The organism is Pseudomonas faucium, from assembly GCF_021602585.1.
GTDB lineage: Bacteria > Pseudomonadota > Gammaproteobacteria > Pseudomonadales > Pseudomonadaceae > Aquipseudomonas > Aquipseudomonas faucium.
Genome location: NZ_BQIP01000026.1, coordinates 15526 through 38812, shown reverse-complemented (window position 1 = coordinate 38812; position 23287 = coordinate 15526). Strand labels below are relative to the sequence as shown.

General features: G+C 64.8%; 20 protein-coding genes. 5 read left to right on the top strand and 15 right to left on the bottom strand.

All coding sequences use genetic code 11. The annotated features are described in order from the left end of the window. The first annotated feature begins 15 nt into the window (after positions 1 to 15). Positions 16 to 366, top strand: coding sequence for a BON domain-containing protein (locus tag L6D75_RS23350; RefSeq protein WP_176517423.1), 351 nt, complete (start codon positions 16 to 18; stop codon positions 364 to 366). A gap of 77 nt (positions 367 to 443) precedes the next feature. Here the strand turns inward: L6D75_RS23350 and L6D75_RS23345 are convergent, their stop codons facing one another. Beyond that, positions 444 to 746, bottom strand: a complete 303-nt coding sequence (locus L6D75_RS23345) for a heme-binding protein (protein WP_176517422.1) — start codon at positions 744 to 746, stop codon at positions 444 to 446. Positions 747 to 806: 60 nt separating this feature from the next. On the opposite strand from L6D75_RS23345, the gene L6D75_RS23340 reads away from it, so the two are divergent. Next, the gene (locus L6D75_RS23340; RefSeq protein WP_019470460.1) at positions 807 to 1220 is read left to right on the top strand and encodes a VOC family protein; all 414 of its coding nucleotides are present in this window, start codon (positions 807 to 809) and stop codon (positions 1218 to 1220) included. Between the two features lie 105 nt (positions 1221 to 1325). Here L6D75_RS23340 and L6D75_RS23335 read toward each other — a convergent pair whose 3' ends face one another. From L6D75_RS23335 to dksA, 13 genes are all read right to left on the bottom strand, one after another. Continuing rightward, positions 1326 to 4262 (bottom strand): DUF748 domain-containing protein, encoded by a 2937-nt coding sequence (locus L6D75_RS23335; protein WP_176517421.1) that lies wholly within the window; start codon positions 4260 to 4262, stop codon positions 1326 to 1328. 78 nt (positions 4263 to 4340) lie between these two features. Next, positions 4341 to 5210, bottom strand: a complete 870-nt coding sequence (locus L6D75_RS23330; protein WP_176517420.1) for an oxygenase MpaB family protein — start codon at positions 5208 to 5210, stop codon at positions 4341 to 4343. A gap of 42 nt (positions 5211 to 5252) precedes the next feature. Further along, positions 5253 to 7187, bottom strand: coding sequence for an acetate--CoA ligase (gene acs / locus L6D75_RS23325; RefSeq protein ID WP_176517419.1), 1935 nt, complete (start codon positions 7185 to 7187; stop codon positions 5253 to 5255). A 190-nt stretch (positions 7188 to 7377) separates the two neighbouring features. Beyond that, a complete protein-coding gene (pgi, locus tag L6D75_RS23320; RefSeq protein WP_176517418.1) occupies positions 7378 to 9042 on the bottom strand; it encodes a glucose-6-phosphate isomerase in 1665 nt (554 codons plus the stop codon). A gap of 194 nt (positions 9043 to 9236) precedes the next feature. Beyond that, entirely contained in the window at positions 9237 to 10100 is an 864-nt protein-coding gene (gene panC, locus L6D75_RS23315; RefSeq protein ID WP_176517417.1) for a pantoate--beta-alanine ligase, read from the bottom strand. Continuing rightward, positions 10097 to 10897 (bottom strand): 3-methyl-2-oxobutanoate hydroxymethyltransferase, encoded by an 801-nt coding sequence (gene panB / locus L6D75_RS23310; RefSeq protein WP_176517416.1) that lies wholly within the window; start codon positions 10895 to 10897, stop codon positions 10097 to 10099. The genes panC and panB overlap by 4 nt, the downstream gene beginning before the upstream one ends. A 251-nt stretch (positions 10898 to 11148) precedes the next feature. Beyond that, a complete protein-coding gene (gene folK / locus L6D75_RS23305) occupies positions 11149 to 11628 on the bottom strand; it encodes a 2-amino-4-hydroxy-6-hydroxymethyldihydropteridine diphosphokinase (protein ID WP_176517415.1) in 480 nt (159 codons plus the stop codon). Next, entirely contained in the window at positions 11625 to 13013 is a 1389-nt protein-coding gene (locus tag L6D75_RS23300) for a polynucleotide adenylyltransferase PcnB (protein ID WP_176517414.1), read from the bottom strand. The genes folK and L6D75_RS23300 overlap by 4 nt, the downstream gene beginning before the upstream one ends. 720 nt (positions 13014 to 13733) lie before the next feature. Further along, positions 13734 to 15179 carry a sigma-54-dependent transcriptional regulator gene (locus L6D75_RS23295; protein ID WP_176517413.1) on the bottom strand — a complete coding sequence of 482 codons (1446 nt, stop codon included), beginning with the start codon at positions 15177 to 15179 and terminating at the stop codon, positions 13734 to 13736. 4 nt (positions 15180 to 15183) lie between these two features. Continuing rightward, positions 15184 to 18159: a sensor histidine kinase gene (locus L6D75_RS23290; RefSeq protein ID WP_176517412.1), complete on the bottom strand. Its 2976-nt coding sequence runs from the start codon at positions 18157 to 18159 to the stop codon at positions 15184 to 15186. Continuing rightward, positions 18143 to 18319, bottom strand: coding sequence for a hypothetical protein (locus L6D75_RS23285; RefSeq protein WP_003250005.1), 177 nt, complete (start codon positions 18317 to 18319; stop codon positions 18143 to 18145). The genes L6D75_RS23290 and L6D75_RS23285 overlap by 17 nt, the downstream gene beginning before the upstream one ends. Before the next feature lie 132 nt (positions 18320 to 18451). Continuing rightward, positions 18452 to 19339 carry a tRNA glutamyl-Q(34) synthetase GluQRS gene (gluQRS, locus tag L6D75_RS23280; RefSeq protein WP_176517411.1) on the bottom strand — a complete coding sequence of 296 codons (888 nt, stop codon included), beginning with the start codon at positions 19337 to 19339 and terminating at the stop codon, positions 18452 to 18454. Between the two features lie 63 nt (positions 19340 to 19402). Then, a complete protein-coding gene (gene dksA, locus L6D75_RS23275; protein ID WP_176517410.1) occupies positions 19403 to 19846 on the bottom strand; it encodes an RNA polymerase-binding protein DksA in 444 nt (147 codons plus the stop codon). Between the two features lie 211 nt (positions 19847 to 20057). On the opposite strand from dksA, the gene L6D75_RS23270 reads away from it, so the two are divergent. Then, on the top strand, positions 20058 to 21230 hold the full coding sequence (locus tag L6D75_RS23270) for a pyridoxal phosphate-dependent aminotransferase (protein ID WP_176517409.1): 1173 nt from the start codon (positions 20058 to 20060) through the stop codon (positions 21228 to 21230). Beyond that, a complete protein-coding gene (gene sfsA, locus L6D75_RS23265) occupies positions 21230 to 21943 on the top strand; it encodes a DNA/RNA nuclease SfsA (protein WP_176517408.1) in 714 nt (237 codons plus the stop codon). The genes L6D75_RS23270 and sfsA overlap by 1 nt, the downstream gene beginning before the upstream one ends. Here the strand turns inward: sfsA and L6D75_RS23260 are convergent. Further along, positions 21933 to 22250, bottom strand: coding sequence for a Rieske (2Fe-2S) protein (locus L6D75_RS23260; RefSeq protein WP_176517407.1), 318 nt, complete (start codon positions 22248 to 22250; stop codon positions 21933 to 21935). The two genes, sfsA and L6D75_RS23260, sit on opposite strands and share 11 nt — an antisense overlap. 149 nt (positions 22251 to 22399) lie before the next feature. Here L6D75_RS23260 and L6D75_RS23255 point away from each other — a divergent pair, with 149 nt between their 5' ends. Continuing rightward, the gene (locus L6D75_RS23255; RefSeq protein ID WP_176517406.1) at positions 22400 to 23284 is read left to right on the top strand and encodes a heme/hemin ABC transporter substrate-binding protein; all 885 of its coding nucleotides are present in this window, start codon (positions 22400 to 22402) and stop codon (positions 23282 to 23284) included. Positions 23285 to 23287: the final 3 nt, after the last annotated feature.

The window sequence follows — 23287 nt, the reverse complement described above, 5'->3', positions numbered from 1 at the left end:
ACAGGAGTGACCCACATGAAGAAGTTCGCCATTGCTGCCGCTACTGCTACCGCTCTGACCCTGACCATGGCTAACGCGGCGTTTGCCCAGCAGTCCACGCAGGCCCCAATGACGCTGGCGGCCGGTGAAATGACCAAAGCCAAGGAAGCGACCTCCGATACCTGGATCACCACCAAGGTCAAATCCGACCTGATGACTGAAAAAGGCATCCCGGGCTCTGACATCAAGGTCGAGACCAACAAAGGTGTGGTTTCGCTCTCGTCCACCACTGCCGTGACCGAATCGCAGAAAAAAATGGCAGTCGACATCACCAAGAAGATCAAAGGCGTGAAGGCCGTTTCGGCTGACGGCCTGAAAGCCGAATAAGGAATGTCCCGTCGGCCAAAAGGATTTGGCCACTTTCACCTAAAGCCCCGGCCTCGGTCGGGGCTTTTCATTGCCGCTCAGTTCACCGGGTTGCGGGCGATCACATCGCTTTCGAAATATTCCTGTTCGAGAATCAGCGGCTCGACCAGTGGGCGGCTGTCGCGAAAGTGCGCGGTGCGGGTGTGGGCTTCATAGGCGTCGTCGTCCTGGTAGATCTCGTACAGGTAGATCACCTCGGGGTCGGCCCGGTCCTGGGACACATCGAACACCAGGCAGCCTGGCTCGGTGGCTACCGAGGCGGCGGCATTGACGTTGATGGCAGTGAGAAAGGCTTCGGCGCAACCGGGTTTCACGCGAGTCTTGATGAACAGGCTGTACACAAGACGCTCCTTTTGTTTTAAATTCAGATATGAATTGTATACAAAAATGGAGCCGCGCCAATGTCTGAATTACCTGCCCGCCCGGGTCGCCTGAACGGCCTGCGTCATATCGCCCTGCTGGTACCCAATCTGGAAGAGTGCGAGCGCTTCTATGTCGATGTGCTGGGCATGGAGGTGCTCAACCGCGCCAACGAGGACCTGGTGTACCTCACCTGTGGCAACGACAACCTCTCGCTGGGGCGTGGCGCAGGGGCGGCCAATGGGCTGCAGACCCTGGACCATTATGGGTTCATCGTCGACAGCGTCGAGGAGCTGGAGGCGTGGTACCAGTACTTCAAGGCGCGTGGGGTGACCTTGCTCGACCGGCCGTTCAACCATGGTGACGGGGCGCGCAGCTTCCACTTGCTGGACCCGGCCGGGAACAAGGTGCAGCCGCTTTATCATCCGGCGGTGTCGGGGCAGCGGCTGGTCTGAAGCTGCTGCGTCGAATCCGCTGGCCCTATCGCCGGCAAGCCGGCTCCCACACTGTACCTGTGGGAGCCGGCTTGCCGGCGATAGGGCCTGTACAGGCGATGGGATTCACTCGGCATCCAGATGCATCGGGGTAATCACCCGGCCATCTTTCTCAGCTTGCCCCAGGCTGGTGTCGATGAAGTACACCCGGTCATCTTCGAGCTTGCCCTTGTCGACCAGGTAATCCTTGATGCTGCTGGCCCGCTCCTGGCCCAGGTTACGCAGCAGGGCAGCGCTCTCGGCCCACGACTTGATCACCGCCTCGCGCAGCTTGGCGGTGCGCTCGTCACGCCCCAGCTGCTGCCATTCGGCGGGCGGCTGCTGCTTCAGGCGGGTGCGGTATATGCCTTCGAGCATCGCCGGCTTGTCGCTGTCGTCGACCACCAGCTGCGAGGCATTGGCCGGTACCTTGTCGCCACGCCGTTGCAGGATCTTGTACCAGGTGGCCTGGTACTCGCGCTCCAGGCGCTGCTGGGCAATCAGCGGGCCGTCGCTGCTCTGGGCGCTGGTGCCCTCGATCTCCAGGCGCAGCTCAGGGCGCGCCTTGAGGGCCGAGGCCAGCTTGTCCAGGGCCGATTGCGCATCGCCGCTGAGCTCGCTGGAGCCGGGGGCGAAGGCGACACTGCCGAGGTCGTCGTCGCCACCGCCGGCAATCAACCCCCCGATGAACTTGAACGGCGCCTGGGCCGCGCGCAGCACCAGGTTGCGCAGGGTCTGCCAGACGATCGGCATGACGCTGAACTGCGGGTTGTTGAGGTCGCCGGTGACCGGCAGCTCGATCGAGATCTTGCCTTCGGTGTCCTTGAGCAGTGCAACGGCCAGGCGAATGGGCAAATCCACCGCGTCCGGGCTGTCGACTTTCTCGCCCAATTGCAGCTGCTCCACCACCACCTTGTTCTCGGCCTTGAGCTGGCCGTTGGTGATCAGGTAGTGCAGGTCCAGGTTCAGGCGGCCCTTGCGGATACGGTAGCCGGCGAACTTGCCGGAGTAGGGGGTCAGCGTGGTCAGTTCGACGCGCTTGAAGCTGGTGGCGATGTCCAGGCTGGCCAGCGGGTTGAACGGGTTCAGCGCGCCCTTGATGGTGACCGGTGCGTAACGATCGACCTTGCCCTTGATGTCGACCTTGGCCGGCGCCGGCTTGCGGTTGTCGATGGTGCCGATCTGGCCATTGAGTTGCTGCACGGCAGTGGCGAAGTTCGGGGTCAAGGTGAGGTCGGCGAAGTTGGCCGAGCCATCGTTGATGTCGATCTGCCCGATGCGGATGCCCAATGGCTTGCTGGCAGGCGCGCTGGGCTTGCTGGCCGGGCCGGAACTGGCACCGCCCGCCGGCTGTTCAATGAGCATGTCGGAGACGTTGGTGGTGCGGTCTTCGTTGATGATGAAGCGCGCATAGGGCTGCAGCAGCGTCACCTTGTCGATCGACAGGGCATCACCGTGGACGTAGGACAGGCCGTCCACGTTCACCTGCTGCCATTTGACGAAGTCGCGGTCCTTGATGGTGTCCAGGGTATGCAGCTGGTTGACCTGGGCCTTGCCGGCCACGCTGAAGGCCAATGGCTCGGTGCTCTTGAGGTCGACCTTGAGGTCGCTGGCGAGCATGCCGCTGCGCAGCTCCAGGCGGATGTACGGGCTGAGGTAGGCCTGGGCGATACGCAGGTCGATGTCCCGGGTGCTGACATCGAGCTTGGCGGTTACCGGCGCCAGGTTCACCTGGCCTGCGGCCTGCAGCTTGCCCTGCTTGCCGATGCCGGTGTCGAGCTTGAGGGTGAAGGGCGACTGGTTGAGGCTGTCGAAGCCCTGCAGGTCGAGGTTCAGCGGGCCGACATCCAGTGCCACCGGCTCCTTCTGGCTGCGGTCGGCCAGGTGCACTTGGTAGTTGCGCAGTTGCACATCCTGCAGCAGTACCTGCCAAGGTTTGCTCGGCTCCTTGGCGGCCTTTTCCTCGGCGGTAGGCTCGGCCGCGGCGGGTTCGGCTTTTTCCTTGGGGGTCGCCTTGGCAGGTTGGCTGGCGAACAGCTTCTGCCAATCGAGCTGGCCGTCTTTTTCCAGCGCCGCCCAGGTTTCCAGTTTTTCGCTGCGCACCTTGCCCACGGTGACCAGCTGCTTGGCCAGGTCGATGGACGTGTCGCTCACCTCAAGGCTGGCCAGGCGCGCCAGTGGGCGATCATCCGGGGCCTTGATGGCGAATGGAGCGATGCGCAGCGAGGTCTTGTCGAGCAGCACCTCGGTGGTCTTGGACAAGTTGAGCTTGTAGTGGGTGTCGAGGCTGAACACCCCGTCTTCCAGCACCAACGGCACGGCGTCGCGCACATAGGGCCAGAACAGCTTCATCTTGCCATCGGTGACCTTCAAGGTGCCTTCGGAGGCAATCGGCGACAGGCTCAGGGTGCCGCTCCAGTCCACGCGCCCGCCATTGGGCCCGCGTGCCACCAGGGTCATGTCGGCGTTGTCGTCAGGCAGGGTGCTGAGGTTCTTCAGCTCCAGGTTCATGTCGTCGTAGATGAATTCGATCGGCTCGCTCGGGCGCTGGTCGGCGAAGTGCAGGTAGCCGCCGCTGAGCTTGATGCTGCCGATACGCAGCGGGAAGGGGTCGCTGGGGGGCTGTTCGGGCTGCGGCTCGCTGGCGGGCAGCTTGAACAGCTGGGTCAGGTTGAGCGTACCGTCCTTGGCGAACACCACCTCGTTGCGCGGCTTGTCGAGTTCCACCGCCTGCAGGTGCAGGGCGCCTTTCCAGGCGCTGTCCAGCGCCAGGTTGGCGTACAGCCGCTCGAAGCCGACCTGTTCCTTGCCGGGCTCGCCGATCTGCAGGCCCCACAAGGTCAGCTCGAGGCTGAACGGGTTGAATTCGATACGTTTGAGTTGCGCCGGCACAGTGGCGTAATGCGCCAGCTGCTGGTTGGCGATGCGCAGGCCAACGCCAGGGAGAATCAGAAAGCCAAGCAGGCTGTAGAGGGCCACGAGGGCTAGCACGGCGCCCAGGGCGCGAGTCAATCCTTTGTACATGTGTCGCATCGTCTGTCTAAGCAAGAGTGCTTGGAGTATGGCAGGTTAAATCGGTTCCGCAGGGGCGAGCACTTCCCGTCATTCGATCCCCATGCGCCGCCTGGCGCGATGCGCCGAGCCATCGCGCATCGCCCAGCGCAGCACGGGGGCGGTGCGTTTCAGGCCCAGGCGAATCAGCCGCCGCTGCAGCGGGCCATGCTCCAGGCCCAGCAGGGCCTGGGCCCAGTCCGGCAGCAGGTCGATGCCGGCGTGCAGCATCAGCTTGCCCACAGGTTGCGCCAGGCGGCTGGGGGCGGGGGCCTTGAGCAGGATCTCGACCACCTCCAGGCTGCGCGCATCGCACTGCATCTGTGCGCGCATCTGCCGCAGGTAATCCTCGACCTGCTGGCACGAGCGCGGCACATCGCGCGCGCCCAGGCGCTCGGCGACCAGCGCGATTTCAGCATAGTAGGCGTCCTGGTCGGCGCGCGAGAGCTGCGGGTTGCGGTAGCGCAGGTGGGCGGCGAGGAAGCTGCTGACTTCGGCCACGTGCACCCAGGTCAGCAAGTCGGGGTCGCTGGCGGCATAGGCGCGGCCATCGGGCGCAATGCCTGTGACCTGCAGGTGGATGGTGCGCACCTTGTCGATCAGCCACTGGGCATCGCGGGTCGAACCGAAGGTGGTGCCGGAGATGAACTGGCTGGTGCGCCGCAGGCGGCCCAGCAAGTCTTCGCGAAAGTTGGAGTGGTCCCATACCCCAGCCAGTGCCAGCGGGTGCAGCAACTGCAGGAGCAAGGCGCTGATGCCGCCGACCAGCATGCTCGGAAAGTCGCCATGCACCTGCCAGCTGATGCTCTGCGGGCCGAACAGGCCAGGGTCGCCCTTGGGCGATTCCAGGTCGAGCTGGCCGAGGGCCAGCCCGGTAAGGCTCATGACCTGGGTTTCGATGCGGCGACGTAGGGCTTCCATGGCGACCTGTGGTTCAGGGCGGCCATGGACGCTGGCCGCCAGCTATTGATTGAGCCGTGTGTCGATCAGCCCCTGGACCACGCTCGGGTCGGCCAGGGTCGACGTATCGCCCAGGTTGTCCAGCTCGTTGCAGGCGATCTTGCGCAGTATACGCCGCATGATCTTGCCCGAGCGGGTCTTGGGCAACGCCGGCGCCCACTGGATCAGCTCGGGTTTGGCGAAGCTGCCGATTTCCTTGCTCACCAGGGCCAGCAGCTCGGCCTTGAGGGCGTCGTCCGGGGTGATGCCATTCATGGTCGTGACGAAGGCGTACACGCCTTGGCCCTTGAGGTCGTGCGGGTAGCCGACCACGGCGGCCTCGGCGACGCTGTCGTGCAGCACCAGCGCGCTTTCCACTTCGGCGGTGCCGATGCGGTGGCCGGAGACGTTGATCACATCGTCGATGCGGCCGGTGATCCAGTAGTCGCCATCGGCATCGCGGCGGGCGCCGTCGCCGGTGAAGTAGTAGCCGGGCATGGGTTTGAAATAGGTGTCGACCATGCGCTGGTGGTCGCCATAGACGCTGCGGATCTGCCCTGGCCAGCTGGCCTTGATCGCCAGCAGCCCGGCGCCTGGGCCCTCGATCAGCTTGCCCTGGTCGTCCAGCAGCACCGGCTGCACGCCGAACATGGGCTGGGTGGCACAACCGGGCTTGAGCTTCAGCGTGCCAGGCAGCGGCGTGAGCATGATGCCGCCGGTTTCGGTCTGCCACCAGGTGTCGACGATGGGGCAGCGTGTTTGCCCGACCGCTTCGAAATACCATTCCCAGGCCTCGGGGTTGATCGGCTCGCCGACGCTGCCAAGCAGGCGCAGGCTCTTGCGCGAAGTGCTCTGCAGCGGCGCCGAGCCCTCGCGCATCAGCGCGCGCAGCGCGGTGGGGGCGGTGTAGAAGATGTTCACCTGGTGCTTGTCGACCACCTGCCAGAAGCGTGAGGTGTCGGGGTAGTTGGGCACGCCTTCGAACATCAGCGAGATCGCGCCATTGGCCAGCGGGCCGTAGACGATGTAGCTGTGGCCGGTGACCCAGCCGACGTCGGCGGTGCACCAGAACACTTCGCCGTCGCGGTAGTCGAACACCACCTTGAAGGTCATCGTCGCCTGCAGCAGGTAGCCGCCGGTGGTGTGCAGCACGCCCTTGGGTTTGCCGGTGCTGCCGGAGGTGTAGAGGATGAACAGCGGGTCTTCGGCTGCCATCGGTTCCACGGGGCAGTCGTCGCCGGCGTTTTCCGTCGCCTGGTGATACCAGAGGTCGCGGCCTTCGCTCCAGGCCACCTCGCCACCCGTGCGTTGCACTACCAATACGCTGCTGACGGCCGGGCAACTGGCAAGGGCCTTGTCTACGTTTTGCTTGAGCGGGATGCGCTTGCCGCCGCGCACGCCTTCATCGGCGGTGATCACGGTGCGGCAGTCGGCATCGAGAATGCGGTCGCGCAGGGCATCGGGGGAGAAGCCGCCGAACACCACCGAATGGATGGCGCCGATGCGCGTGCAGGCGAGCATGGCGTAGGCGGCCTCGGGGATCATCGGCATGTAGATGCACACCCGGTCGCCTTTTTTCACCCCGCGTGCCTTGAGGGCGTTGGCCAGGCGGCAGACCTGGCGGTGCAGTTCGCGGTAGCTGATGGCCTTGGCATCCTTGGGGTCGTCGCCTTCCCACAGCAGGGCGGTCTGTTCGCCGCTCCGGGCCAGGTGGCGGTCGATGCAGTTGTAGCTGACATTGAGTTGGCCGCCGTCGAACCAGCGCGCCTTGCCGGTCTTCAGGTCGCATTGCTGCACGCTCGACCAGGGCTTGATCCAGTCCAGGCGCTTGGCTTGCTCGGCCCAGAAGGTGTCGGGATCTTCGACCGACTGGCGGTAGAGGCGGCGGTAGTCGTCGGGGGAGAGGCTGGCGCACTGGCTGACAGCCAGGGCCTGGGGATAGTCGCGGATATCGAACATGGCGGGTGGTCCTTGCTCTTTTTGGGGGCGATGGACTGCAACGGCTATTCGATTGGACAGTGTAGCTGGGGGTGGTGTTCAAGCTTTCAGGCCAATCGCCGGCAAGCCGGCTCCCACAGGTACGCCACTGAACTCAAGAACAGTGGTCACCCTGTGGGAGCCGGCTTGCCGGCGATTAGGGCCGCAAAGGTCAGCCGCGATGACGGCCGCGGAAGAAGTTGATCAGGCCTTGGGTCGAGCCGTCCTCGGCGCTGTCTTCCAGGCTGCCCACCAAGCGCTGGTAGACGCCCTTGCCCAGCTCCTTGCCCAGCTCCACGCCCCACTGGTCGAAGGCGTTGATACCCCAGATCACGCTCTGCACGAACACCTTGTGCTCATACATCGCCACCAGCGCGCCAAGGCGGCGCGGGCTGATGCGCTCGACCACCAGGGTGTTGCTCGGGCGGTTGCCCGGGATCACCTTGTGCGGCGCCAGCTTGGCGATATCGGCTTCGTTCAGGCCCTTCTGGCGCAGCTCGGCCTCGGCCTCCTCGCGGGTCTTGCCGAGCATCAGTGCCTGGCTTTGCGACAGGCAGTTGGCGTACAGCCACTGATGGTGGTCGGCCACCGGGTTGAAGCTCACCACCGGGACGATGAAGTCGGCGGGAATCAGCTGGGTGCCCTGGTGCAGCAGCTGGTGGTAGGCATGCTGGCCGTTGCAGCCCACGCCACCCCAGATCACCGGGCCGGTATCGGTCTTCACCGGCGTGCCATCGGTCAGCACGCTCTTGCCGTTGGACTCCATGTCCAGCTGCTGCAGGTGCTTGGTGATGTTGCGCAGGTAGTGGTCGTAAGGCAGGATCGCGTGGCTGCGGGCGCCCCAGAAGTTGCCGTACCACACGCCCAGCAAGGCCAGCAGCACTGGCATGTTCTTCTCGAATGGCGCGGTCTGGAAGTGCTGGTCCATGGTGTAGGCACCGGACAGCAGTTCCTTGAAGTTGGCGGTGCCGATGGCCAGGGCGATCGGCAGGCCGATCGCCGACCACAGCGAATAGCGCCCGCCGACCCAGTCCCACATTGGGAAGATGTTCTCTTCGCGGATGCCGAAGGCCACGGCCGCGGCCTTGTTGCTCGACACGGCGATGAAGTGGCGGTACAGCTCGGCCTCCGAGCCGCCCTGGGCCAGGTACCAGGTACGCGCGGCCATGGCGTTCTTCAGGGTCTCGAGGGTGTTGAACGATTTCGACGAGACGATGAACAGGGTGGTTTCGGCGCGCAGGTTGGCCGACAGCTCGTGGAATTCGCTGCCGTCGATGTTGGCCAGGTAATGGCAGCGCACCCCACGCTGGGCGTAGGGCAGCAGGGCTTCGGACACCAGTTCAGGGCCGAGGAACGAGCCGCCAATGCCGATGTTGACCACGTCGGTGATCGGCTTTTCGCTGTAGCCGCGCCACAGGCCGTCATGAATTCGGCCAACCAGCTCGGTGATCTGGTTGAGTACCTTGTGCACTTCCGGCATCACGTTCACGCCATTGACGCTGAGCTTGTCGCCCACCGGGCGGCGCAGGGCGGTGTGCAGGACCGGGCGGCCTTCGGAGGCGTTGATGATCTCGCCGCTGAACATCGACTTGATGGCGTCCTGCAGGCCGACTTGTTCGGCCAGCTGCACCAGCAGGTCGCGGGTTTGTTCGTTGATCAGGTTTTTCGAGTAATCGAGGAACAGGCCGCAGCAGCTCAGGGAGAACTGTTCGAAGCGCTGGGCATCGGCGGCGAAGGCTTCGCGCATGCTGAAGCCTTGCATGGCGTCGCGGTGTTGCTGGAGTGCCTGCCAAGCGGGCAGGGCCGTAACATCGTGGGGTGTACGGTAATACGCCATTGCGCAGAATTCCTTGATGCGTGGTGGTGCTTGGACAGGGCAGTGATTGCCGGGTTCAGGCTGGCCATCATTATAGGCAAAGGGCACGCGCAGGGAATGGGGGAGCGGGGGATTTGCGAGGGGCGCCGTTGGCGCCCAATCGCCGGCAAGCCGGCTCCCACAGGTATAGCGTTGTTCTCTGGATAGAGAGCCGGCTACGCGGTCTTGTCTTCCACGTGCAGGTACAGGTTGTCGATCAACCGCGTGTTACCCAGGTAAGCCGCGGCAATCACCACCAGGTCACGATCGTCCAGCTGTGCCGGGCGCAAGCTGAGCGCGTGGCGCACTTCCAGGTAATCCGGGCGCATGCCCGCTGCGGCGAGCTGCGCCTGCCCTTCACCAACCAGCGCGGCGAAATCACGCTGGCCACGGCCGATGGCTGCACCGATGTGCTGCAGGGTACGGTACAGCGCCGGGGCGGCAGCGCGCTGCTCGGGGGTGAGGTAGCCATTGCGCGACGACAGCGCCAGGCCATCTTCGGCGCGCACGGTGGGCTCGCCGATGATCTGGATAGGCATGTTCAGGTCACGCACCATGGCGCGGATCACGGCCAGTTGCTGGAAGTCCTTCTCGCCGAACACGGCAAGGTCCGGCTGCACCATGTTGAACAGCTTGCTGACCACCGTCGCCACGCCCTCGAAATGCCCCGGGCGGCTGGCGCCGCACAGGCCTTCGGAGAGGTGAGGCACGCTGACGCGGGTTTGCACGCCCATGCCGTCGGGGTACATCTCATCGACGGTGGGGGCGAACAGCAAGTGGCAGCCGGCTTCGAGCAGGCGCTGCTGGTCGGCGGCGAGGGTGCGCGGGTACTTGTCGAGGTCTTCGTTGGCGCCGAACTGCAGCGGGTTGACGAAGATGCTGGCCACCACGAAATCGGCGCGCTGGGCGGCCTTGGTCACCAGGGCCGCGTGGCCGCTGTGCAAGTTGCCCATGGTCGGCACGAAGGCAATGCGCTTGCCTTCGCCGCGGGCGCGGGCCACGGCGGCGCGCAGTTCGCGGACGGTCTTGACTGTATTCATGCACTGAACCCGTGTTCGCTGCCTGGGAAGCTGACCTCTTTCACCGCCTTGACGTAGGCGGCCAGGGCGCTCTCGATGTCGGGCTGGCCGGCCATGAAGTTCTTCACGAACTTCGGCACCCGGCCGCTCAGCGACAGGCCGAGCATGTCGTGCAGCACCAGCACCTGGCCATCGGTGGCGCTGCCGGCGCCGATGCCGATCACCGGGATGCCCACTGCCTGGGAGATTTCCGCAGCCAGCTCGCTGGGCACGCATTCGAGCAGCAGCATGGCCGCGCCGGCCTGCTCCAGGGCGATGGCGTCGGCACGCATCTGCCGCGCTTGCGCTTCCTGGCGGCCTTGCACCTTGTAGCCACCCAGCACGTTGACCGTCTGTGGGGTCAGGCCCATGTGCGCGCACACCGGGACGCCGCGTTCGGCCAGCAGGCGAATGGTGTCGGCGAGCCAGGCGGCACCTTCGAGCTTGATCATGTGGGCGCCGGCACGCATCAGCGTGGCGCAGTTGGCGAACGCCTGCTCGGGCGTGGCGTGGGCCATGAATGGCAGGTCGGCGAGGATCAGCGCACCGTCGTTGCCGCGTTTGACGCAGGCGGTGTGGTAGGCCATTTCGCTGGTGGTGACCGGCAGTGTGCTGTCATGGCCCTGCAGGACCATGCCCAGCGAGTCGCCTACCAGCAACACTTCGACGCCGGCCTGGCTGGCGGCCTTGGCGAAGGTCGCGTCGTAGCAGGTCAGCATGGTGATCTTTTCACCCTTGGCCTTGAGGCCGTTGAGGGTGGTCAGGGTTACTTCAGGCATGTAGGAAAATCCTCGTTCAGGCGCTGTGAAAAACGACTGCAAACAACGCGTGTAGTCATCTTCCGGAGCGGCACATCATCGCGCGTGATGTTCGGGCACAGGTCCGTCCGGGCCTAAATACGGGTGTGCGGCACTATGGTGTCACACGGGACGCCTATAGTCGTGAGCGAGGTGGGGGAAGTCAATGACCCTGTTACCGCAATGTTACTAACAGGGTGTTACTGGCGTTACCGCAGGCCAAAGCGCCCGGATTACAGGCGCTCCAGCCCAACGTAAGGGCAGGCTTCGAGCATCTGGGCGAGGGCGCGGCCATCGGCCAGCTGGAAGTCGTGCGGGACTAGCTCGGCTAGCGGATACAGCACGAAGGGGCGGGCGTGCATGTGGTAGTGCGGCACCTGCAGGCGCGGCACGTCGATGACCTGGTCGCCGAACAGCAGGATGTCGAGGTCCAGCGTGCGCGGGCCCCAGCGTTCCTTGCGCACGCGGCCCTGGTCAAGCTCGATGGCCTGCAGGGCGTCGAGCAAGGCCAGCGGCGCGAGTGCGGTATCCAGTGCGGCGACGGCGTTGGTGTAGCGTGGCTGGCCAGGCAGCAGCGAGTCGCTGGTGTACAGCGCCGAGGCCGCTGCCAGGCGTGTGCCATCGAGCTGGTCCAGCGCCTGCAGGGCGCTGCGCAGCTGTTCGGCCGGGGCGTCGAGGTTGCTGCCCAGGCCAATGAAGGCGCGAGTGGTCACTCGAACGCCTCGTCACCGCCGCGTTTGCGCTTGCTGGGGCTGCGCTTGCGTTTGCGCGGGCCGCCAGCGCCGCCTTCGTCACGGCTGCCCAGCTCGCGGATCATCTCGCGGCGTTCGCTGTCGTTGGCGTCCTGGTAGTCGGTCCACCATTGGCCCAGGTCGTCGGTTTCCTCGCCGGCGCTTTCACGCAGCAGCAGGAAGTCGTAGCCAGCGCGGAAACGCGGGTTGTCCAGCAGCTGGTCGGCACGTTTGCCGCTGCGCCGTGGCAGGCGTTCCTGCATGTCCCAGATTTCGCGGATCGGCAGGGTGAAACGCTTGGGGATGGCGATGCGGGCGCACTGTTCGGCGATCAGGTCGTGGGCAGCGCCGTTCATGGCCGGGATCGGTGGTACGCCTTGATTTTGCAGGTGCAGCACTCGGCTTGGCAGGGCCGGCCAGAGCAACGCGGCGAACAGGAAGGCCGGGGTCACCGGCTTGCCTTGCTTGACGCGCAGGTCGGTGTTGTTCAGCGCCTGGCTGATCAAGGTGTGGGTGTAGGTCGGGCGCTCTTCCAGGGCGTGGGCACTGGCCGGGAACAGCGGCTCGAACAGCTCCAGGTCGACCAGCATTTCGAAGGCGATCGCCCCTTGGCCGGACAGGAACAGCTTGAGGCATTCCTCGAACAGCCGCGCCGGTGGGATTTCGCGCAGCATCGGAGCCAGTTCGCGGATCGGCTTGAAGGTGTGCTTCTCGATGCCGAAATTGAGCTTGGCGGCGAAACGCACCGCGCGCAGCATGCGTACCGGGTCTTCCTGGTAGCGGTGGGTCGGGTCGCCGATCAGGCGCAACAGGCGGTTGCGGATGTCGTGTGCGCCGTTGGCGTAGTCGAGTACGCGCTCGCTGACCGGGTCGTAATACAAGGCATTGATGGTGAAGTCGCGGCGCTGCGCGTCTTCTTCCAGGGTGCCGTAGACGTTGTCACGCAGGATGCGACCGCTGGCGTTGTGCGACGAGCGGTGGCTGTCGCCCTGGTCGTCGTCCGAGTGGTGCGCGCGGAAGGTGGCGACTTCGATGATCTCACGGCCGAAATGCACGTGGACCAGCTTGAAGCGGCGGCCAATGATGCGCGCATTGCGAAACTCGGCACGGACCTGTTCGGGCGTGGCGCTGGTGGCGACGTCGAAGTCCTTGGGCGTGATGCCCAGCATCAGGTCGCGGACACAGCCACCGACCAGGTAAGCCTGGTAGCCCGCGCTCTGCAGGCGCTCGACGATGTTCACCGCGTGGCGGCTGAACTGGTGGCGCTGCAGCGAATGTTGGCTCTTGTTGATCACCTCAGGCGTGGTGCGCTTGTGGTGCTGGCCCGGTACGGGTGGGCGGAAAGACTGGAACAGCTTCTTCAGCATGGGATGCACTGTGTGAAGGAATGTTCGGCCAAGAATAGGAGAATGGCCGCATGATGGGCGGGGATTCTAGCATTTACTCGGGGAATGGTGTAGGCGGTCGCAGATTGGTCTGCTGGAAGGGAGAAACGACAAGGGGAGCCTAAGCTCCCCAAGAAGTCGTTGCGTGCTCTTATTGTTTTTTTACCGGGCTTTTTGTTTTTGTTGAGTGCCCTGCCCACAAATCCAAACGCTTGTGGACGACCCCCAAACCAGGGGTGAAGAGCAAACGGATTGCTTTGGCCGCTGATGTCACGTTGACCTTTCGATCCAACCAGTTCAGGCGCTGCTTTTTAGTGCAGTTTTTGTTGTTCTCTGCCTGGTCGTGGGGCAAGCCCCAAACACGCATCCTCTCCAAAAGAATCAGTTAGCTGCGCCTCCGCCGTCTTGTTTTTATTGTGCGTGAGCCGTTTCGTCTTGTTCTTATTCTGAGTTGCAGTGCTTGTTATTGTTCTTGTACCAAACATATAGCAGGTGCCGTGCCAACTTTTGGAAACTCAATGAAATCAAGGGTTTGAGCGATTCGAGGGAGGTAAGGCAGGAGCGAAATGTAGAAATTTCGTTACCGTACACCTCGGGGTCTGTTACGCCTGGGCAGGATGGGTAACAGATTTTTGCGGGAACTGATGTGTTACGGAGGAGGGGAGAACACTGGCCCCATCGCCTGGGGCCAGTGAAGACGCATCACTCGCTGGTGGCGTTGCTCTTGCGGCGCGGGATGCCCAGGCGCTGGCGGCGCTCCCACAGGCACTTGCGGCTGACACCCAGCTTGCGCGCCAGCTCGGTCTCGGTCATGTGGTCCTGATGCTCGAGTACGAAGTGCTGGAAGTAGTCTTCCAGCGACAGGTCCTCGGTCGGCTCATGGCTGGCGTTATTGGCGTTGACGCCGATCGGTACCAGGGAGTTGTCGAGCAGGTCATCGTCCAGGTCGCCCAGTTCGATGTCGATGCCCAGCAGCTCGGCGGAAATTTCCGCGCTCTCGCTGAGAATCACCGCCCGCTCCACGGCGTTTTCCAGTTCGCGCACGTTGCCCGGCCAGCTGTAATGACGGATGGCTTGCTCGGCTTCGGCCGAGAAGTGCAGGTCGTCACGCCCGATGCGCGCGCTCTGGCGGGCGAGGAAGGCATTGGCGATCTCGTTGACGTCGCTGCCGCGCTCGCGCAGGGCAGGCAGTTTCAACGCGATTACATGCAGGCGGTAATAAAGGTCTTCACGGAACTGCCCGGCCTTGGCCAGGTTTTTCAAGTCGCGGTGGGTGGCGGCGATCAGGCGCACATCGACCTTTTGCGACTGCACCGAGCCGACCCGGCGGATCTCGCCTTCCTGCAGCACGCGCAGCAATCGGGCCTGGGCCTCCAGTGGCAGTTCGCCAATCTCGTCGAGGAACAGCGTGCCGCCGTCGGCGGCTTCCACCAGGCCGGCGCGCCCGGCGCTGGCGCCGGTGAATGCGCCTTTCTCGTGGCCGAACAGTTCCGACTCGATCAGCGTCTCGGGAATGGCTGCGCAGTTGACCGAAATCATCGGCGCCTTGGCCCGTCGCGACAGGTTGTGCAGGGCGCGGGCGACCAGCTCCTTGCCGGTGCCGGACTCGCCCTGGATCAGCACATTGGAGTCGGTGGGCGCCACTTTGCGGATCTTGCTGTACATGTCCAGCATCGGCGGGCACGAGCCGATGATGCCGATCTCACCGTTGGCAGCTGCGGCCGGGCTGGCCTTGTCGGCCGCCGGGCCCTTGCCGTTGGCGCGTGGTTCGGCGGCCGGGGCAGCTGGCGATGCGGCCGGGCGGTCGCGCAGGATGCGGGCGACGGCCTGGAGCATCTCATCATGGTCGAAGGGCTTGGCGATGTAGTCCACCGCGCCCATCTTCATCGAGTCCACCGCCGAGCGCAGGCTGGCGTAGCTGGTCATGATCAGCACCGGCGTGCCCTGGCCGAGCTTGATCAGCTCGGTGCCCGGGGCGCCAGGCAGGCGCAGGTCGCTGACGATCAGGTCGAAGGTGGCAATGCTGAAGCGTTCCTGGGCTTCCTGCACCGAGCCGGCTTCGCTGACCTGGTACTGGTTCCGCTCGAGCAGGCGACGCAAGGCCGAGCGGATGATGGTTTCGTCTTCGACGATCAGAATGTGCGGCATTGATTCAATTCTCTCGACGGTCTCGAATTTCAGGGGACGTCGCTACGACATGCCGGGGCAGGGTCACGCGGATCCGGGTGCCACGTTGCCGTTCGATGTCGGCAGGGCTGTCGATGGTGATTTGCCCATAATGCTCTTCCACGATGGAATAGACCAGAGCGAGCCCCAGTCCGGTGCCTTCGCCCGGGTCCTTGGTGGTGAAGAAGGGCTCGAACAGGCGGTCCATGATGTTCTTCGGGATCCCGCTGCCTTCGTCTTCGACGATCAGGTCCACGGTGTGCTCGCTCGCTTCGCTGCGCACGCGCACGGCGCTGCCCGGAGGGGATGCGTCGCGGGCATTGGACAGCAGGTTGATCAGCACCTGGGCCAGGCGCTGCGGGTCCCCCTCGGCCCAGTGTTCCGGGGCGCAGAGGTTGAAGAACTGCACTTCGAAGTTGCGCCGGTTCAGCGCCAGCAGGCCGATGGCGTCCTGCGCCACTTCGGCCAGGCACACCGGCTCTTCACTGTTCTGGTGGCTGCCGCCGGCGTGGGCGAAGCTCATCAGCGACTGGACGATGCGCGATACGCGCTTGGTCTGCTCGAGAATCTGGCTGGACAGCTCGATGATCTCGCCGTCGCCTTCGCGCTCTTCACGCAGGTTCTGTGCAAGGCAGGCGATGCCGGTGATCGGGTTGCCGATCTCGTGGGCCACGCCTGCGGCCAGGCGGCCGATGCTGGCCAGGCGCTCGGAGTGCACCAGCTTGTCTTCCAGGGCCTGGGTTTCGGTGAGGTCCTCGACCAGCAGCACCAGCCCGCTGTTGCCCGGCGCCAGCGGCTCGTCGATGGCCGCCTTGTGCAGGTTCAGCCAGCGCGGTTGGCCATCGAGCGCCAGGCGTTGTTTGTGCAGGTGTTCGTCGGGCACGTTGATGAAGCCCTGCAGCAGGCCACGCCACGGCTCGCTGATGGTGACCAGGCGCGAGCCCACCACGTGCTTGGCGGCGATGCCGGTCAGCTCTTCCATGGCCTTGTTCCACATCAGGATTTCCTGGTCCTTGGCCAGCGAGCAGACGCCCATGGGCAGCTCCTGCAGGGTCTGGCGATGGTAGCGGCGCAGGGCGTCGAGCTCGGCGGCAAGGCCGGTGAGGCGCGAGTGGTAGTCTTCCAGGCGGCTTTCGATGAAGTGGATGTCTTCGGTGACGTAGTTCTCGTTACCGGACTTGTAGGGCAGGAAGGTTTCGACCATGTCCTGGGCCACGCTTGGCCCCATCAGCCCCGAGAGGTTGGCCTCGATACGGTCGCGCAGGCGGCGCAGGGCGTAGGGGCGGCGTTCGTCGAACGGCAGGTAGAGGTCGCGCAGGGCCTGCTCGACTTCCTTTTGCGCGGCCTTGGCGCCCAGCGGCTTGGCCAGCTGGGTGGCGAACTCCTGCGGCGAGGCCGCGTGCAGCTCGCGGCGCTGTGGGCGGCGCACGTTGTCCACGGCGCAGGCCTCGGCGGCGCTGACTTCCTCGCTGCTGGCGTTGGTGAACAGCGAGATCAGCGTGAACAGCAGCACGTTGGCCGCCAGCGAGGCGATGGCTGCCATGTGCCAGCTGGTGTCGTCGAGCACATAGATCATGTCCAGCAGCGGGATATAGAAGCCCTGCAGGTTGCCCAGCAGCGGCAACAGCATGGTCACCATCCACACCAGCGTGCCGGCCAGCAGGCCGGCAATGAAGCCGCGGCGGTTGGCCGTCGGCCAGTACAGCACCGACAACACCCCAGGCAGGAACTGCAGGGTCGCGACGAAGGCGACGATGCCCAGGTTGGCCAGGCTCTGGTGGTTGTTCTGGGTCAGGTAGAACATGAAGCCGGCGGTGATGATCGCGACGATCAGGGCGCGCCGGGTCCATTTCAGCCAGCGGTAGATGTTGCCTTCGGCCGGCGGCTGGTACAGCGGCAGCACCAGGTGGTTGAGGGCCATGCCAGACAGCGCCAGGGTGGTGACGATGATCAGCCCGCTGGCGGCCGACAGCCCGCCGATGTAGGCGAGCAGCGCCAGCGCTTCGTTATTGGCGGCAATGCCCAGGCCCAGGGTGAAGTACTCGGGGTTGGTGCTGGCGCCCAGGCGCAGGCCGGCCCACAGCACCAGTGGCACGGCCAGGCTCATCAGCAGCAGGAACAGCGGCAGGCCCCAGCTGGCGCTGACCAGCGAGCGCGGGTTGAGGTTTTCGGTGAAGGCCATGTGGTACATGTGCGGCATGACGATGGCCGAGGCGAAGAACACCAGCAGCAGGGTGCGCCACGGGCCTTCCTGCAGCGGGGTGTGCAGCGCCGCCAGGGCGGTCTGGTTCTGCAGCAGCCACACCTCCAGGCCATGTGGCCCGCCAAATACCCCATACAGCGCATACAGGCCGATGCCACCCAGGGCCAGCAGCTTGATCACCGACTCGAAGGCGATGGCAAATACCAGCCCTTCGTGTTTTTCACGCGTGGCGATGTGCCGCGAGCCGAAGAAGATGGTGAACAGGATGATCAGGGCGCAGAAAGCGAAGGCCACCCGCGCCTTGACCGGCTCGCCGGTGAGGATGCTGATCGAGTCGGCCACCGCCTGGATCTGCAGGGCCAGCAGCGGCAGCACGCCGATCAGCATGATGACCGTGGTCAGCGCGCCGGCCCAGGTGCTGCGAAAGCGGAAGGCCAGCAGGTCGGCCAGCGACGACAGCTGGTAGGTGCGGGTGATCTTGAGGATCGGGTAGAGCAGCACCGGCGCCAGCAGGAAGGCGCCGGACACCCCCAGGTAGCAGGCGAGGAAGCCGTAGCCGTATTGATAGGCCAGGCCCACCGAGCCATAGAAAGCCCAGGCGCTGGCATAGACGCCGAGCGACAGGGTGTAGGTCAGCGGGTGGCGAATGATCGAACGGGGAATCAGCCCGCGCTCGCTGATCCAGGCCACGCCGAACAGCACCATCAGGTACCCGGCGCTGATCAGGATCATCTGGGTCAGGCTAAAGCTCATCGGCATCTCGTTGGCTCTGCAGGATGAAGGTGACGACGATCAGGATCAGCCAGAGCAGGTAGGGGCGGTACCAGGCTCCGGTCGGCTCGATCCACCAGTCCATGATGGCCGGGGAGAACAGGTAGATCCCCACGACCAGAAGCAGGACCAAACGATAGATGTACATGCTGGCCTCGATGGTTGGGCGCTGCGGGCTTGGACTTATTATTGGCGCAAATGGCGGGGGCGATGCTAGCGGGAATCGGTAGGGTTCGCCAAGGGTTTGAATTTGTTGGGCTTTTGTTTTTGAGTGGTGGCCTCAGCGCAAATCCGCCTCGGGCACCGTGGTCCTTTGCGCAATCGCCTGCGGCCGCCAGCATTGGCGCGCCACCGCCAGCACTTCGGCGGGTGTGGCAATCAGCAGCTGCGGGTCGACGTCCTGCCCCAGCGCGCGCAACGCCCGCAACAACAGCGGCGTGGCCTGATCGGCCTCGAGCGGTGGCGAGCGGTACGACTTGCCCAGCTTGTGGCCATCGGGCTGCACGATCAGCGGGATGTGCAGGTAACGCGGCTGGGAAAAGCCGAGCAGTTCCTGCAGATACAGCTGGCGAGGCGTGTTGTCGAGCAGATCGGCGCCACGCACGATATCGGTCACGCCCTGCCAGGCGTCATCCAGCACCACGGCCAGCTGGTAGGCATACAGGCCGTCGCGGCGCTGGATGATGAAATCGCCCACCTCACGGCCCAGGTGCTGCTGGAAATCACCTTGCACCCGGTCGCTGAAGCGGTAGATCAGCTCGGGCACCCGCAGGCGGATCGCCGCGCCTTCGCGGGCGTGCCCCGCGTTGCGGCAAAAGCCTGGGTAGATGCCGTCATGGCCTTCGAGCTGCTTGCGCGAGCAGGTGCAGGCATAGGCCAGGCCCATGTTGAACAGGCGGTCGACCACGGCGGCGTAGGCCTCGTGGCGCTGGCTTTGGTAAACCACCTCGCCATCCCACTCCAGGCCGTAGCGTTCCAGGGTCTGCAGGATCGCGTCGCGGGCACCGGGCATTTCCCGTGGCGGGTCGGTGTCTTCCATGCGCAGCAGCCAGCGGCCATTGACGGCGCGGGCATCGAGCCAGGAGGCAAGGGCGGCGACCAGCGAGCCGAAATGCAGGAAGCCGCTCGGGGTGGGGGCGAAGCGTCCGATGTAGCGGGAGTCGTTCATGGCATTGCCGGGCATATAAATGAAACGGGGCGCAAGATGCGCCCCGTTCGGATGGAACAAGTGTCAGCCTTTGCCGACGGTCTTTTCCTTTTTCTCCGAGATTTCCTTGCAGTCGAAGCACAGGTCGGCGGTCGGGCGGGCTTCCAGACGGCGCAGGCCGATCTCGATACCGCAGGAATCGCACCAGCCGTATTCTTCGTCCTGGATTTTCTGCAGGGTCTTGTCGATCTTCTTGATCAACTTGCGCTCGCGATCGCGGTTGCGCAGCTCCAGGGCAAACTCTTCTTCCTGGCTGGCGCGGTCGGCCGGGTCCGGGAAGTTCGCAGCTTCGTCCTTCATGTGGTCTACGGTGCGGTCGACACTCTGCATGAGCTCGCCTTTCCAAGCATTGAGAAGCTTGGTGAAGTGCTTCTTCATGGGCTCGCCCATGTACTCTTCGCCCTTGGTCTCTTTATAGGGCTCGACACCGTACATGGTCTGGGTTTTTTGCTTTTCTACGGTGGACATGAATAGACCGCCTCTCACTCATCTGATCCAATGCGCAGGCTGCTCCATCTCCGGCACCCGCCGGCCCTGCGACTGCGAGCCGCCGAACTTACCAGATAGATCGGGGGTTGCGCTAGCCCGCCCGATCCTAGGTGTTGACCGCAGCGCGCGTCGCACGTTCGGTGGGATGCAAAGGTAGAATCAACAGTTTAGACCCTATTGAGAGAAGGTCATGGCCCACCCATACAGTGCGCGCAGCCGCGCCATCGAACCCTTCCATGTCATGGCGTTGCTGGCGCGGGCCAACGAACTGCAGGCGGCCGGCCACGATGTGATCCACCTGGAAATCGGCGAGCCGGACTTCACCACCGCCGCGCCCATCGTCGCGGCTGGCCAGGCTGCCCTGGCTGCCGGGCACACCCGCTACACCGCAGCGCGTGGCCTGCCGGCCCTGCGTGAGGCGATCGCCGGCTTCTACGGGCAACGCTACGGCGTTTCGGTCGACCCCGAGCGCATCCTGATCACCCCAGGCGGCTCCGGCGCCCTGCTGCTGGCTGCCAGCCTGCTGGTCGACCCCGGCAAGCACTGGCTGCTGGCCGACCCGGGCTACCCGTGCAACCGCCATTTCCTGCGCCTGGTCGAAGGCGGTGCGCAACTGGTGCCGGTGGGGCCGGAGGTCAACTACCAGCTCACCGCCGACCTGGTCGAGCGCTACTGGGACAAGGACAGCGTCGGTGCCCTGGTGGCCTCGCCGGCCAACCCGACCGGCACGGTGCTGAGCCGCGACGAGCTGGCCAGCCTGTCCAAGGCTACCCGCGAGCGCCACGGGCACCTGGTGGTGGACGAGATCTACCACGGCCTGACCTACGGCATGGATGCGCCCAGCGTGCTGGAAGTGGATGACTCGGCCTTCGTCCTTAATAGTTTTTCCAAGTATTTCGGCATGACCGGTTGGCGACTGGGTTGGCTGGTGGCGCCGCCCAATGCCGTGGCCGACCTGGAAAAACTGGCGCAAAACCTCTACATCAGCGCCCCCAGCATGGCCCAGCACGCTGCCCTGGCGTGCTTCCAGCCAGAAACCCTGGCGATCTTCGAAGAACGCCGCGCCGAGTTCGCCCGCCGTCGCGACTACCTGCTGCCGGCCCTGCGCGAGCTGGGCTTTCGCATCGCCGTGGAGCCGCAGGGTGCGTTCTACCTGTATGCCGACATCAGCGCCTTTGGCGGTGACGCCTTCGCCTTCTGCCGGCACTTCCTGGAAACCGAGCACCTGGCCTTCACCCCCGGCCTGGACTTTGGCCGCCACCTGGCCGGCCACCATGTGCGCTTTGCCTACACCCAGAGCCTGCCGCGCCTGGAAGAGGCGGTACAGCGCATTGCCCGTGGGCTGCGGAGCTGGCAGGGCTGATGGTGTTCTTTCCTTTACTCGAGCAAGGGCGCCTGCTGCGCCGTTACAAGCGTTTTCTGGCGGATATCGAACTGGCCAATGGTGAGCAACTGACCATTCACTGCCCCAACACCGGGTCGATGCTCAATTGCATGCGCGAAGGTGGGCAAGTCTGGTTCAGCCGCTCCAACGACCCCAAGCGCAAGCTGCCGGGCACCTGGGAAATCAGCGAAACGCCCCAGGGCCGGCTGGCCTGCATCAATACCGGGCGGGCCAATGCGCTGGTCGAAGAGGCCCTGCGCGCCGGCGTGATTGCCGAACTGGCGGGCTTCACCGCGCTCAAGCGCGAGGTGGCCTATGGCGAGGAGGGCAGCCGGGTGGACTTTCGCCTGGAGTTCGCTGACGGGCCGGCTTATGTCGAGGTCAAGAGCGTGACCCTCGGCTACCCGGACAGCGCCGTGGCGGCCTTCCCGGATGCCGTGACCCAGCGCGGTGCCAAGCACCTGCGCGAGCTGGCATCGCTGGCCCGCCAGGGGATCCGTGCGGTGCAGCTGTACTGCGTGAACCTCACCGGTATCGAGGCGGTGCGCCCTGCCGAGGAAATCGACGCGGCCTATGCCAAGGCGTTGCGCGCTGCCGTGGCCGATGGGGTTGAGGTGCTGGCCTATGGTGCGCGGCTGGATGCCGAGCAGATCGTCATCGACCGCCCGCTGCCGGTGTTGCTCAACCGGTGAACCAGATGCCCTGGCTGTCTTCCCGGCAGCTCAGGGCCTGCAACGCCTCGCCTTCGCACGGGCCGGCCACGCATTCGCCACTTTCGATCAGGAACAGGGCGCCATGATGGGCGCAATGGATCAAGCTCGCGCTCTCGTCCAGGAAGGCATCTGCCGCCCAGTTCAAGGGGATGCCCCGGTGCGGGCAGCGGTTGCGGTAGAGGTGCACCTGGCCTTGGCGGCGTACGCCGAACAGGTCGATGCCGTCTACGCTGAAGGCGCGGCTGTGGCCCTCGGCCAGCGCAGCGGAAGTACAAAGGAAGTGCATTGCAAGGAAGGCTCGTGAAACAAAGGGATGGCTTGACGCTTCAATGCGAATAATTATCAAATTGCCCGCATTCGCTGCGCCAGGTGGTCTATGGTGCGCAGTTCTGCCGCTTGCCACAAGGTGCGCGGCCCGCCTTCAGAAGGAACCCGATGATGCGCCGTCCCGCCGCCATGCTCGCCTTGTGCGCAGCCCTCGTTGCTTCCACCCAGGCCCTGGCTGCCGAACTGCCGCAGCGCTGGGTCAGTGCAGGCGGTGCATTGAGCGAGTGGATCAGTGAACTGGGCGGCCAGCCACGGCTGGTGGGCGTCGACACCACCAGCCAGCACCCCGAGGCGCTCAAGGCGCTGCCAAGCATCGGCTATCAGCGGCAGCTGTCGGCCGAGGGCATTCTCAGCTTGCGCCCGGACGTGCTGGTAGGCACCGAGGAGATGGGCCCGCCACCGGTGCTGGCGCAGATCCGCAACGCCGGTGTGCGCGTGGAACTGTTCTCCAGCCAGGCCGACCTCGCCGCCGTCGATGCCAACCTCAAGCACCTGGGCACCTTGCTCGGCGCCGAGCAGAAGGCTGCGCAACTGGCTGCTGGCTACCATCAGCAACTCGAAGCCCTGCAGGTTCAGATCAAGCAGGCCCAGGCCAGCCACAAGGCGCCCGGGGTGCTGCTGCTGGTGGGCCATGCGGGTGCCAAGCCGCTGATTGCCGGGCAGGGCACTGCGGGCGACTGGCTGTTGCGCCAGGCGGGGGCGCGCAACCTGGCCGAGCACCAGGGCTACAAGAACTTCTCCAATGAAGCATTGGCGGCGCTGGACCCGGATGTGGTGGTGTTCTCCGACCGCGCCTTGGCCGGCGAGCAGGCCTTGCAGGCACTGCTCAAGGAAAACCCGGCCCTGGCCACCTCGCGTGCGGTGCGTGACAAACGCCTGCTGTCGCTGGACCCGACCCTGCTGGTCGGCGGCCTGGGCCCACGCTTGCCGATGGCCCTGCAGGACCTGGCGTCAGCCTTCTACCCGGCGGCCAAGGTCAGCATCACGCAATGAAGC